This is a genomic window from Cedecea sp. B1(4), from assembly GCF_059414925.1.
Genome location: NZ_JCAHMZ010000003.1, coordinates 387,163 through 400,570 on the forward strand (window position 1 = coordinate 387,163; position 13,408 = coordinate 400,570).

The 13,408-nt window shown below is 54.6% G+C and carries 10 protein-coding genes; 7 read left to right on the top strand and 3 right to left on the bottom strand.

Features of this window, described 5'->3' with window-relative positions; translation table 11 throughout:
* The first annotated feature begins 97 nt into the window (after positions 1–97).
* From lpdA to yacL, 3 genes are all read left to right on the top strand, one after another.
* Entirely contained in the window at positions 98–1,522 is a 1,425-nt protein-coding gene (gene lpdA / locus ACR6JA_RS09305; protein ID WP_008461828.1) for a dihydrolipoyl dehydrogenase, read from the top strand.
* Positions 1,523–2,302: 780 nt separating this feature from the next.
* The gene (gene acnB / locus ACR6JA_RS09310; RefSeq protein ID WP_166993565.1) at positions 2,303–4,900 is read left to right on the top strand and encodes a bifunctional aconitate hydratase 2/2-methylisocitrate dehydratase; all 2,598 of its coding nucleotides are present in this window, start codon (positions 2,303–2,305) and stop codon (positions 4,898–4,900) included.
* Between the two features lie 193 nt (positions 4,901–5,093).
* Positions 5,094–5,456 carry a protein YacL gene (yacL, locus tag ACR6JA_RS09315; protein ID WP_213715179.1) on the top strand — a complete coding sequence of 121 codons (363 nt, stop codon included), beginning with the start codon at positions 5,094–5,096 and terminating at the stop codon, positions 5,454–5,456.
* Between the two features lie 93 nt (positions 5,457–5,549).
* On the opposite strand, the gene ACR6JA_RS09320 is transcribed toward yacL, so the two are convergent.
* Positions 5,550–5,897: a YacC family pilotin-like protein gene (locus ACR6JA_RS09320; protein WP_213715181.1), complete on the bottom strand. Its 348-nt coding sequence runs from the start codon at positions 5,895–5,897 to the stop codon at positions 5,550–5,552.
* A gap of 144 nt (positions 5,898–6,041) precedes the next feature.
* Between ACR6JA_RS09320 and cueO the strand changes: the two genes are divergently transcribed.
* Positions 6,042–7,634, top strand: a complete 1,593-nt coding sequence (cueO, locus tag ACR6JA_RS09325) for a multicopper oxidase CueO (protein ID WP_494493940.1) — start codon at positions 6,042–6,044, stop codon at positions 7,632–7,634.
* Between the two features lie 36 nt (positions 7,635–7,670).
* Here the strand turns inward: cueO and ACR6JA_RS09330 are convergent, their stop codons facing one another.
* On the bottom strand, positions 7,671–10,076 hold the full coding sequence (locus ACR6JA_RS09330; protein ID WP_494493941.1) for a glucose/quinate/shikimate family membrane-bound PQQ-dependent dehydrogenase: 2,406 nt from the start codon (positions 10,074–10,076) through the stop codon (positions 7,671–7,673).
* A gap of 181 nt (positions 10,077–10,257) precedes the next feature.
* Between ACR6JA_RS09330 and hpt the strand changes: the two genes are divergently transcribed.
* The gene (gene hpt, locus ACR6JA_RS09335; protein WP_008461837.1) at positions 10,258–10,794 is read left to right on the top strand and encodes a hypoxanthine phosphoribosyltransferase; all 537 of its coding nucleotides are present in this window, start codon (positions 10,258–10,260) and stop codon (positions 10,792–10,794) included.
* Positions 10,795–10,860: 66 nt separating this feature from the next.
* Here hpt and can read toward each other — a convergent pair whose 3' ends face one another.
* Positions 10,861–11,541, bottom strand: a complete 681-nt coding sequence (gene can, locus ACR6JA_RS09340; protein ID WP_008461838.1) for a carbonate dehydratase — start codon at positions 11,539–11,541, stop codon at positions 10,861–10,863.
* A 97-nt stretch (positions 11,542–11,638) separates the two neighbouring features.
* Here can and ACR6JA_RS09345 point away from each other — a divergent pair, with 97 nt between their 5' ends.
* Both ACR6JA_RS09345 and ACR6JA_RS09350 read left to right on the top strand, forming a co-directional pair.
* Complete coding sequence (locus ACR6JA_RS09345) at positions 11,639–12,565, top strand: ABC transporter ATP-binding protein (protein ID WP_008461839.1); 927 nt, start codon at positions 11,639–11,641, stop codon at positions 12,563–12,565.
* Positions 12,562–13,332: an ABC transporter permease gene (locus tag ACR6JA_RS09350; RefSeq protein WP_008461840.1), complete on the top strand. Its 771-nt coding sequence runs from the start codon at positions 12,562–12,564 to the stop codon at positions 13,330–13,332. The genes ACR6JA_RS09345 and ACR6JA_RS09350 overlap by 4 nt, the downstream gene beginning before the upstream one ends.
* The last annotated feature ends 76 nt before the right edge of the window (positions 13,333–13,408 follow it).

A 13,408-nucleotide genomic window follows, 5' to 3' on the forward strand; every position in this document is an offset into this window, starting at 1 on the left:
CGTGAGCCGTTTGTTGTTTCAAAATTGTTAACAATTTTGTAAACTGCGGGCGGATAGAACGACCCGGTGGACGACGGGTATAAATTAAGAGGTCATGATGAGCACAGAAATCAAAACTCAGGTCGTAGTACTTGGGGCAGGCCCGGCAGGTTACTCCGCAGCATTCCGCGCCGCGGATTTAGGTCTGGAAACCGTCATCGTAGAGCGTTACAGCACCCTTGGTGGTGTTTGTCTGAACGTCGGCTGTATCCCTTCTAAAGCGCTGCTGCACGTTGCTAAAGTTATCGAAGAAGCAAAAGCACTGGCCGAACACGGCATCGTTTTCGGTGAGCCGAAAACCGATATCGACAAAATTCGTACCTGGAAAGAGAAAGTTATCACTCAGCTGACCGGCGGCCTGGCGGGTATGGCCAAAGGCCGTAAAGTGAAAGTGGTAAACGGTCTGGGTAAATTCACCGGGGCTAACACCCTGGAAGTGGAAGGCGAAAACGGTAAAACCGTGATTAACTTCGACAACGCTATCATCGCGGCGGGTTCCCGTCCGATCGAGCTGCCGTTCATTCCTCATGAAGATCCACGCGTGTGGGATTCCACGGATGCGCTGGAGCTGAAATCCGTACCTAAACGCCTGTTGGTAATGGGCGGCGGTATCATCGGCCTGGAAATGGGCACCGTATACCATGCGCTGGGTTCAGACATTGACGTGGTTGAAATGTTCGACCAGGTTATCCCTGCCGCAGACAAAGACATCGTTAAAGTCTTCACCAAGCGCATCAGCAAGAAATTCAACCTGATGCTGGAAACCAAAGTGACTGCCGTTGAAGCGAAAGAAGACGGCATCTATGTTTCCATGGAAGGCAAAAAAGCCCCCGCAGAACCACAGCGTTACGACGCGGTTCTGGTGGCTATCGGCCGCGTGCCGAACGGTAAAAACCTCGATGCAGGCAAAGCCGGCGTTGAAGTTGACGACCGTGGCTTTATCCGCGTTGACAAACAGCTGCGCACCAACGTGCCACACATCTTTGCTATCGGCGACATCGTCGGTCAGCCAATGCTGGCACACAAGGGTGTTCATGAAGGCCATGTTGCCGCAGAAGTTATCGCCGGGATGAAGCACTACTTCGATCCGAAAGTGATCCCATCTATCGCTTACACCGAGCCAGAAGTTGCATGGGTTGGTCTGACTGAGAAAGAAGCGAAAGAGAAAGGTATCAGCTACGAAACCGCCACCTTCCCGTGGGCTGCTTCTGGCCGTGCTATCGCTTCCGATTGCGCAGACGGTATGACCAAGCTTATCTTCGACAAAGAGACTCACCGCGTTATCGGTGGGGCGATTGTCGGGACCAACGGCGGCGAGCTGCTGGGCGAAATCGGTCTGGCTATCGAGATGGGTTGTGACGCAGAAGACATCGCGCTCACCATCCACGCTCACCCGACGCTGCACGAATCCGTTGGCCTGGCGGCTGAAGTCTTCGAAGGCAGCATCACCGACCTGCCAAACGCGAAAGCGAAGAAAAAGTAACTTTCAGCGTCTGATAAAGCGGCCCTTTGGGGCCGTTTTTTTTTGCCCGTAAAAGGCCGCCCTTGCGAGCGGCCAGTAGCTTAATTGCCCAGGTTTAAAACGAACTGAACGGTAATGTCTGAAATATTCCAGCCACCCTGGCTTAGCGAAAGCAGTGAACCTAACGACAGAAGCAGCGCGTACAGCAAACGCATTTCCATTGCGTGTATACCCTTTGGGCTACGGCGATTCCTTCTTCACCGGAAAAGGCAGAATCAGGCAAGTGTTTGAGGCTTGCCACGTAGAGCGGTAGATCTGCTCCCATGCCCGGCGACTGGCTGCTACGCAAGCGAAGCAGGCCAAGAGTAGCGTTACGGTAGATCGCCTGAACGCTGAATCATCATTTTTAATTTGCGGTAAGTTGCAGCTGTTTTTATAAGGTTGTACGCAAAAGGTACAATTCATCTCGCCGTGATTCATTTTCAAATGCAGAATAGACAGCGTTTGGGGCTTGCCACAAAACATTGCCTTTCATCGTGTGCTACCACTTTGTCAGGGCAAACGAACCGCCGAAAGGCGGTTTTTTTGTGTCTGATGGTCATATCAAAAAGTAATCTATCCCCCCTTAACGATTCAGCAAAGTTTTAATGTTGCTTTTTTGTAAACAGATTAACACCCCCTGAAAATCCTGCTATGCTGCCCGACGCGGTACCGGGCATTTACCCTACAAACTGCTGTCTCACAGGAGCGTGAAGAGAGATCCGGTGTCGCCAAATGACAATGAGAGCGAGGAGAACCGTCGTGCTAGAAGAATACCGTAAGCACGTAGCTGAACGTGCCGCAGAAGGGATTGTTCCAAAGCCCTTAGATGCCACCCAAATGGCCGCACTGGTTGAGCTGCTGAAAACCCCACCAGCAGGTGAAGAAGCATTCCTGTTAGATCTGATTACTAACCGTGTACCGCCGGGCGTTGATGAAGCCGCCTACGTGAAAGCCGGTTTCCTTGCTGCCATTGCCAAAGGCGATGCCACTTCCCCGCTGATCTCCCCTGAAAAAGCCGTTGAACTGCTCGGCACCATGCAGGGTGGCTACAACATTCATCCGCTGATTGACGCGCTGGATAACGAAAAGCTGGCGCCGATTGCCGCCAAAGCGCTGTCCCATACGCTGCTGATGTTTGATAACTTCTACGACGTAGAAGAGAAAGCCAAAGCGGGCAACACCTACGCTCAGCAAGTGCTGAAGTCCTGGTCCGAAGCCGAGTGGTTCCTGTCTCGCCCTAAACTGGCCGAGAAAATCACCGTTACCGTCTTTAAAGTCACCGGTGAAACCAACACCGATGACCTGTCCCCGGCCCCGGATGCATGGTCCCGCCCGGACATCCCGCTGCACGCCCTGGCGATGCTGAAAAACGCCCGCGAAGGCATTGAGCCGGATCAGGCTGGCGTAATTGGCCCGATCAAGCAGATCGAAGCGCTGCAGAAAAAAGGTTTCCCTCTGGCCTACGTGGGCGACGTTGTAGGCACCGGTTCTTCCCGTAAATCTGCCACTAACTCCGTGCTGTGGTTCATGGGTGACGATATTCCGAACGTGCCAAACAAGCGCGGCGGTGGCGTTGTGCTGGGCGGCAAAATCGCCCCCATCTTCTTCAACACCATGGAAGATGCTGGCGCACTGCCGATCGAAGTTGACGTTAACGATCTGAATATGGGCGATGTGATCGACATTTACCCGTACAAAGGTGAAGTGCGTAACCACGAAACCGACGCGGTGATCGCTAACTTTGAACTGAAAACTGACGTGCTGCTGGACGAAGTTCGCGCCGGCGGCCGTATTCCGCTGATCATCGGCCGTGGCCTGACCACCAAAGCGCGCGAAGCACTGAGCTTGCCACATAGCGACGTATTTGTTCAGGCGAAAGACGTTGCCGCCAGCACCCGCGGTTACTCGCTGGCGCAGAAAATGGTTGGCCGCGCCTGTGGCGTGGAAGGTATTCGCCCTGGCGCTTACTGCGAACCGAAAATGACTTCCGTAGGTTCCCAGGACACCACCGGGCCGATGACCCGTGATGAGCTGAAAGACCTTGCCTGCCTTGGTTTCTCTGCGGATCTGGTGATGCAGTCCTTCTGTCACACCGCGGCCTATCCTAAGCCGGTGGACGTGACAACGCACCACACGCTGCCTGACTTCATTATGAACCGTGGCGGCGTGTCTCTGCGCCCGGGCGATGGCGTTATTCACTCATGGCTGAACCGCATGCTGCTACCGGATACCGTCGGCACCGGTGGTGACTCCCATACCCGTTTCCCAATCGGGATTTCCTTCCCGGCAGGTTCCGGTCTGGTGGCGTTTGCCGCGGCGACCGGCGTTATGCCGCTGGATATGCCTGAGTCCGTGCTGGTTCGCTTTAAAGGCGAAATGCAGCCGGGTATTACCCTGCGTGATTTGGTACACGCGATCCCGCTGTACGCGATCAAACAGGGCCTGCTGACCGTGGAGAAGAAAGGCAAGAAAAACATCTTCTCTGGCCGTATCCTTGAAATCGAAGGTCTGCCGACGCTGAAAGTTGAGCAGGCGTTTGAGCTGACCGATGCTTCCGCAGAGCGTTCTGCCGCAGGTTGCACCATTAAACTGGATCGCGAACCGATCGAAGAGTACCTGAATTCCAACATCGTGCTGCTGAAGTGGATGATTGCCGAAGGTTACGGCGACCGTCGTACGCTTGAGCGCCGTATTCAGGGCATGGAAAAATGGCTGGCAGATCCGCAACTGATGGAAGCCGACGCTGATGCAGAATATGCGGCAGTGATCGACATCGATCTGAACGATATCAAAGAGCCAATCCTCTGCGCGCCAAACGACCCGGACGATGCTCGTCTGCTGTCCGACGTAGCCGGGGAGAAGATCGACGAAGTGTTTATCGGTTCCTGCATGACCAACATCGGTCACTTCCGTGCGGCCGGTAAACTGCTGGACAGCCACAAAGGTCAGCTGCCAACTCGCCTGTGGGTGGCGCCGCCAACCCGTATGGACGCGGCTCAGCTGACGGAAGAAGGCTATTACAGCGTGTTTGGTAAGAGCGGGGCCCGTATCGAAATTCCAGGCTGCTCCCTGTGCATGGGTAACCAGGCTCGTGTGGCAGATGGCGCGACGGTCGTGTCGACTTCAACCCGTAACTTCCCGAACCGTTTGGGAACCGGCGCGAATGTCTTCCTGGCTTCTGCTGAGCTGGCGGCCGTGGCTTCCCTGTTGGGTAAACTGCCTACTCCTGACGAATATCAGACCTTCATGACTCAGGTTGATAAAACGGCGGTAGACACTTACCGCTACCTGAACTTTGACCAGCTGTCTCAGTACACCGAGAAAGCGGACGGCGTCATCTTCCAGACCGCCGTTTAAAGGCTAAATACCCTCACTCTGTGCTCTCTCTCCCTGTGGGAGAGGGCCGGGGTGAGGGCACCAGACCACTCTGCGTTTCTCCTTTTTATTTCTCGTCCTTCTACTCGCCACGCTGTTTTCCCCTGACTTTGCTGCGATAATTAAGCCTATAGGCGTGGGTGAGGATTTCCCCCGCGATGTAGAGGAAACAGCGATGGACTATGAATTTCTGCGTGACATCACCGGTATGGTAAAGGTGCGTATGTCAATGGGGCACGAGGTTGTCGGCCACTGGTTTAATGAGGAAGTGAAGGGTAACCTGGCGCTGCTGGATGAAGTCGAGCAGGCCGTGCTTGCAGTGAAAGGCAGCGAGCGGCAGTGGCAGCGTGCCGGGCACGAATATACTCTGTGGTTGGACGAGGAGGAGGTAATCGTCCGCGCTAACCAGCTGGAAATTTCCGGGGATGAGATGGAAGAGGGAATGAGCTACTACGACGAAGAGAGTCTCTCTTTTTGCGGCGTAGAGGACTTCCTGCAGGTGGTACATGCTTACCGGGAATTCCTGCAGCAGCGTTAACGCGCTGGGGCTGATACCGCCCCCACGTTGTTTGGTCTTAGAGCCAATGACCGTGGTTACACGGTCATTATTTCAGCCTCGGTGGGGAAAGCGTTATTTAACGTAGGCCAGCAGGCTTAAGGAATCGCGCGCCAGAGATTTGCATTTTGTTGCCGTGGGGATGGCAATACCGCTCAAATCTTTGTAGCTGTCTTCACCTAATGCTTTCATGTTCCAGCTATCGTAGTTGGTGAGATCCCATTGATTTTGTTGGGCAAAAAATACCAGCGCGCGTCGGATCTGGCCGTTAGGGAGGTTTTGGTAGCCACAATCATTTTTTAAGAACACAAATACCGCAGTCAGATCGGCCATATCTTCTGCTTCAGACTCACTCAGCGCCAGGCTGCTGGTAGAAAAAGCCAGCAAAATGCCCAGTAATAACGCCCTAACTCCCATCTTCATCACGTCTACCACTTTTTCTCAGATACGAAACGTTAACACAGTTAAATGGGCGTCGACGATATTTATTATGAGCTTAAAACTTGACCTTACCGTTAGGGAAAGGTTTATGCTCGCCGACAAGTATGCCAACTAAAGGAATTGACTATGCATCGCCGTAATTTTCTAAAATATACCGCGGCGCTGGGGGCTTTCAGCGCGCTGCCACTCTGGAGCCGTGCCGCGCTGGCGGCCGATCGTCCGGCGTTGCCTATCCCACCTTTGCTTGCCCCGGATGCCAAAAATAGCATTCGCCTCACCGTAAACGCAGGAAAGAGCGTTTTTGCCGGGAAATCTGCCACGACCTGGGGCTATAACGGCGCTTTGCTTGGCCCGGCGTTAAAGCTAACGCAAGGGGAAGCGGTCACGGTCGATATCCATAATAACCTGGCAGAAGAAACCACGCTGCACTGGCACGGGCTTGAGGTCGGCGGCGGAGTCGATGGCGGCCCGCAGGGCGTTATCGCCGCCGGTGCAAAACGCAGCGTCACCTTTACGCCGCAGCAGCGGGCGGCGACCTGTTGGTTCCACCCGCATCAGCATGGTAAAACCGGGCATCAGGTGGCCATGGGGCTTGGTGGCCTCGTATTGATTGAAGATAACGAAAGTGCCCAACTGATGCTGCCGAAGCAGTGGGGCATCGATGATATTCCGCTGATTATCCAGGATAAACGTTTCGGTAAGGACGGAGAGATTGACTACCAGCTGGACGTCATGAGCGCGGCCGTAGGCTGGTTTGGCGACACGCTGCTATGCAACGGCGCCGTTTATCCCCAGCACACCAATCCGCGCGGCTGGCTGCGCCTGCGTTTGCTTAACGGCTGTAATGCCCGCTCGTTGAACATTGCTGCCAGCGACAATCGCCCGCTCTATGTCATCGCCAGCGACGGCGGACTGCTGGCAGAGCCAGTCAAAGTCATGGAGCTGGAAATTTTGATGGGGGAACGGTTCGAGGTGTTGGTCGATACCCGTGACGGCAAGCCTTTTGATATTGTTACGCTGCCGGTGAAGCAAATGGGCATGACCGTGGCACCTTTCGACAAACCTGCTCCGGTGGTTCGCATTCAGCCGCTGATTATCGCAGCCTCTGGCACGCTGCCGGACAAACTGGTCAACGTGCCTGGGCTCCCGTCGCTGGAAGGTGTAACCGAGCGCTGGCTGCAACTGATGATGGATCCGATGCTCGACATGATGGGCATGCAGGCGCTGATGGATAAATATGGCATGCAGGCGATGGCGGGCATGTCGATGGACGGCCACGGTGATATGGGCGGTATGAGCCATGGCAGCATGAAGAACATGGACCACGGCAGTATGGGGAATATGAATCACGGCGGCATGGGCCACGGATTTGATTTCCACAATGCCAACAAAATCAACGGCAAAGCTTTCGATATGGTGACCCCGGCGTTTGCTGCGCAAAAAGGGAAATACGAGAAGTGGACGATATCCGGGGAAGGCGACATGATGCTGCACCCGTTCCATATTCACGGCACCCAGTTCCGTATCCTGTCCGAAAACGGTAAACCTGTGGCGGCGCACCGCCAGGGCTGGAAAGATACGGTGAAGGTGGAAGGTGCGCGCAGCGAAGTGCTGGTGAAGTTTGAGCATGCAGCACCAAAGGAAGCGGCCTATATGGCGCACTGCCATCTGCTGGAGCATGAAGATACCGGGATGATGCTCGGTTTTACCGTCGCATAAAAGAAAGAGCGGGTGGCCTGAGCCACCCGCAGTGTTTTATTTTGCGTCGTCCGGCAGAGCGTACGCCACAATATAATCCCCCATCTTCGTGCCGAAGGAACCGTGGCCGCCTGCGGAAATCACCACATACTGCTTACCGTTCACTTCATACGTCATCGGCGTAGCCTGTCCACCGGCTGGCAGACGCGCTTCCCACAGCTGTTTCCCGTCACGCATATCAAACGCGCGCAGGTAGTTATCTGCGGTGGCACCAATAAACATTACGTTACCAGCGGTGGAGATTGGGCCACCCAGCATTGGCATCCCCATGCGGAATTTCATTGGAATACCGGTTGGGAATGGCATGCTGTCTTCCACGGTACCAATACGTTTTTTCCACACGATTTCGTTGGTTTTCAGATCAACGCCGGAGATGTAGCCCCAGGCCGGCTGTTTGCACGGCAGGCTGAGCGGCGACAGGAACGGGTTCAGCGTAACGCCATACGGCACGCCGTACTGCGGCTGAACGCCGGATTCCGTGCCCGAGCCTTTTGCGTCTTTTGGTGGTTCCATTGGGTTGCCTGGCCCGCGTGGGATCAGCTTAGACACGAACGGCAGCGCCATCGGGTTGGTCATTGCGACCTGGTTATTCGGGTCAACGGAGATCCCGCCCCACTCGAACATGCCCAGGTTGCCAGGGAACACTAGCGTCCCTTTTTCTGAAGGTGGGGTAAAGATGCCTTCATAGCGCATGCTGTGGAACATCACGCGGCAGACCAACTGATCGAACATGGTCGCACCCCACATATCCGCTCCGCTCAGATCTTTCTTCGGACGGAAGGTCAGCTCGGAGAATGGTTGGGTAGGGGAAACATGGTCGCCTTTGGCGGCACCCTGCGGAACAGGCTGCTCCGGGGCTGGTACCACTAATTTGCCGTCGCGGCGGTCCAGCACAAAAATGTTGCCGGTTTTAGCCGGGGCGTAGACAACCGGCACCTTGTTGCCGTTCTTGTCGGTGATATCCGCCAGCGTTGGCTGGGCAGGCATGTCCATATCCCACAGGTCGTGGTGGACGGTCTGATAGGACCAGGCCAGCTTACCGGTGGTGGCATTCAGCGCCACGATGCTGCTGGCGTAGCGTTCCTGCTCAGGCGTGCGGTTGCCGCCCCAGATGTCCGGCGTGGTCACGCCCATCGGCAGGTAAACCAGATCCAGTTTCGCATCATATGCCGCCGGAGCCCACGAGTTCGGCGAGTTCAGCGTGTAATGATGCTCGTCATCCGGGATAGCGTTTGGATCTTTCGCGCCTGGGTCAAACGCCCACAGCAGTTTACCGGTATTAACGTCAAAACCACGGATGACGCCGGAAGGCTCACGGGTAGAGAAGTTGTCGGTCACTGCCCCGGCAATCACAATCACCTTGTCGGTCACGATAGGCGGTGAAGTCGGCTCGTACATACCTGGCGTGGTCACCGGCTGGTTGGTCTGCAGGTTCAGAATACCTTTGTTCGCAAAGCTCTCACACAGCTTGCCGGTATCGGCGTTGAGCGCGAACAGGCGACCATCGTTCACCGGCAGAAGGATGCGGCGAGGACAGTCGGCCACTACATCCGCAGGGGCGTTATCCGCGGTGGCTTCGTGGTAAGAAACGCCACGGCAGGTCACGTGCTGGAACGAAGGGTCGGTATTTAACTGAGGGTCAAACTTCCACTTTTCTTTCCCGGTGGAGGCATCCAGTGCGAACAGCTGCTGGTGGGCAGTACACAGGTAAAGCATATCGCGGATTTTGATCGGGGTGACTTCGTTGGTGATTTCACCCGGGTCGGTAGCACGCTTCACGTCGCCGGTCTGGAAGCGCCAGGCTTCCTTCAACTGGCCCACGTTCTGCGTGGTGATCTGCTTGAGCGGAGAGAAACGCTGCCCTTCCTGATTGCGGCCATAAGCTGGCCAGTCGGCATCAGGAATGGAAGACTCAGCGGTAGCTTCGGCATTATCCAGATTCAGCGTACCGTTGATCTCTTGCGGGTCATTAAAGCCCGCCCAGACCAGCACAACGGCGGTAATCAGCAGGGAAACCACCAGCGATGCTGCCGCGCCGCTTGCTGGAATCACCAGGCGGCGATACACAAACGGTAGCAGAAGCCAGACGCCGAAGAACACCAGCACGTCGCAGCGCGGCGTCAGCGCCCAGAAGTCGAAGCCGACTTCCCAGACGCCCCAGGCCATCGTACACAGCAGCAGGGCGGCGTAGAGCCAAAGCGCGGAGGCTTTGCTCTTCCACAGCAGCCAGGCGACACCGAGCATCACCAAGCCGGCGATCGGGTAATACCACGACCCGCCTATAGCCACTAACCATATCCCGCCAAAGAGTAAATAGAGCCCGCAAAGTACAGCAAAGAGGGCCGAGAGGGTCACAAATAGTTGCGATCCGGTTTTATTTATTTTCACAATTATCACACTCATAAAGGTTTGATAGCATTTAATTATAGTTATTAACAAGTGTGATGGTTGTCACATTTATGGCTTTTTTTTGAAGTGGGGATGTGAAGGCGATTTGCTGGTATACTCCACGCCTCAATATTTTGTGTTGGCTGCAGGTGAACCAGCATTAAATGATTTGTTTTTAAATCATATGGTTAGAGATATGAAACATACTGTTGAAGTGATGATCCCGGAAGCGGAGATCAAAGCCCGTGTCGCTGAACTGGGTCGTCAAATCACCGAACACTATCGCGACAGCGGCAGTGACATGGTGCTGGTGGGTCTGCTGCGTGGTTCATTTATGTTTATGGCGGATCTGTGCCGTGAAGTTCAGGTTTCCCATGAAGTCGATTTTATGACCGCATCAAGCTACGGCAGCGGCATGTCCACCACTCGCGACGTGAAGATCCTAAAAGATCTGGACGAAGATATCCGTGGGAAAGATGTGCTGATCGTGGAAGATATCATCGACTCCGGCAACACCCTGAGCAAAGTGCGCGAGATCCTGAGCCTGCGTGAACCAAAATCTCTGGCCATTTGTACGCTACTGGACAAACCGACTCGCCGCGAAGTGAATGTTAACGTTGAATACGTTGGCTTCTCTATCCCAGACGAATTCGTCGTTGGCTACGGCATTGACTATGCCCAGCGCTATCGCCACCTGCCGTTCGTTGGCAAAGTGGTGATGCTGGACGAGTAATCAATCGTCGTAAGCTAACAAAAAAGGGCCTTAAAAGGCCCTTTTTGCTATCCACATTTCACGGAATTATTGCGAAGCTGCGCGATTCCGGTGGCTATGGTGGGTATTCTTCAGGTTGGCTATGCCGCTGCGGTAGCCCTGCTCAAGTGACTCGCGGCTGGTGGCCGTCACTTCAAGGTCGCGCAAGCGTCCGTCGTGAATACCGTAGACCCAGCCGTGAACCGTGACTTTCTGGCCACGCTTCCAGGCAGACTGCATGATGGTGGAATGGCCGATGTTGTACACCTGCTCCATGACGTTCAATTCGCAGAGCGTGTCCATCCGCTGTTCCGGTGCCAGTTCCCCTAAGAGCGAACTATGCTTGAACCACAGGTCGCGAATGTGCAGCAGCCAGTTGTTAATTAGGCCCAGCTCCGGGTTTTCTACCGCAGCCTGAACGCCGCCGCAGCCGTAGTGACCGCAGATAATAATGTGCTCAACTTCAAGGACGTCTACAGCGTATTGCACAACGGAAAGGCAATTCAGATCGGTATGAACAACGAGGTTTGCCACGTTACGGTGAACAAAGAGTTCGCCTGGCTCCAGGCCGGTAAGTCGTTCGGCGGGAACACGGCTGTCGGAGCAGCCAATCCAGAGAAAGCGGGGTTTTTGTGCCTGGGCAAGTCTTTCGAAGAAACCGGGGTCTTCCTCAACCAGCATTTTTGACCAAAGTTCATTATTGCTGATAAGGGAATCAATGTCTTTCATGTGAGGTTAACGCCTGTCACCCGAGAAGTGCGATGGGGTAATATAGGGTAACTCAACGAATTTTCAAACAAGTACCGAATAAGGTAAGCGAATATCCATGACAATTGCATTGGAACTGGAACAGTTAACGAAAACCTATCCCGGTGGCGTCCAGGCGCTACGTGGCATAGATCTTCGCGTTGAAGCGGGTGATTTCTATGCGCTGCTCGGCCCTAACGGTGCGGGAAAATCCACCACTATCGGCATTATCAGTTCGCTGGTGAATAAAACCTCCGGCCGTGTGCGGGTGTTTGGCTACGATCTGCAAAAAGACGTGGTCAACGCCAAACGCCAGCTTGGCCTGGTGCCCCAGGAATTCAACTTCAACCCGTTTGAAACGGTGCAGCAGATCGTCGTGCACCAGGCTGGCTATTACGGCGTTGAGCGCAGCGAAGCGATAGCGCGCAGCGAAAAGTATTTAAAACAGCTCGATCTGTGGGAAAAACGCAACGAACGTGCGCGGATGTTATCGGGAGGGATGAAGCGCCGCCTGATGATTGCCCGTGCGTTAATGCACGAACCTAAGCTGCTGATTTTGGACGAACCTACCGCCGGCGTAGACATCGAGCTGCGCCGCTCTATGTGGGGCTTCCTGAAAGATCTCAACGACAAAGGCACCACCATTATTCTGACTACTCACTATCTGGAAGAAGCCGAAATGCTGTGCCGCAACATCGGCATTATCCAGCGTGGTGAATTGGTAGAGAACACCTCGATGAAATCGCTGCTTTCCAAGCTGAAATCAGAAACCTTCATCCTGGATCTGGCTCCTAAAAGTCCACTGCCTAAGCTCGACGGTTACCAGTATCGGCTGGTGGACACGTCCACGCTGGAAGTCGAAGTTTTGCGTGAACAGGGGATTAACAGCGTGTTCAGCCAGCTAAGCGCGCAGGGGATTCAGGTACAGAGTATGCGTAACAAAGCTAACCGTCTCGAAGAGTTGTTCGTGACGCTGGTAAACGGTAAACAAGGGGATCAGGCATGATGCAGCTGTACTGGGTGGCGCTGAAAAGCATCTGGACCAAAGAAGTTCACCGCTTCGCCCGTATCTGGATCCAGACGCTGGTTCCGCCGGTCATCACCATGACCCTGTATTTCATTATCTTTGGTAACTTGATTGGCTCGCGTATCGGCGAAATGCACGGCTTCACCTATATGCAGTTCATCGTGCCGGGCCTGATCATGATGGCGGTGATCACCAACGCCTACGCCAACGTCGCTTCCTCATTCTTCAGCGCGAAGTTCCAGCGCAATATCGAAGAGCTGCTGGTGGCACCGGTACCCACGCACGTGATCATCGCGGGCTACGTTGGTGGCGGCGTCGCGCGCGGTCTGTGCGTGGGGATCCTGGTCACGGCGGTGTCGCTGTTCTTCGTCCCGTTCCAGGTGCATTCCTGGCTGTTCGTGGCGTTGACGCTGGTACTGACGGCTATTCTGTTCTCGCTGGCCGGTCTGCTGAACGCCGTCTTTGCCAAAACGTTCGATGATATCAGCCTGATCCCGACCTTCGTGCTGACGCCGCTGACCTATCTGGGCGGGGTGTTTTATTCCCTGACCCTGCTGCCTCCGTTCTGGCAGGCGCTCTCGCACCTGAACCCCATCGTCTACATGATTAGCGGCTTCCGTTTTGGTTTCCTGGGTATTACCGATGTGCCATTGGTGACCACCGTCGGCGTGCTGGCAATCTTTATCGTCGTGTTTTACTTGTTGTGCTGGTATCTCATCCAGCGCGGTCGCGGGCTACGAACCTAATAGTTCCTGATTAAATCCCCCTCTTTAGGGGGATTTTTTTACGCCAAATTGATACGCATCAGGCTACTTATTCAGC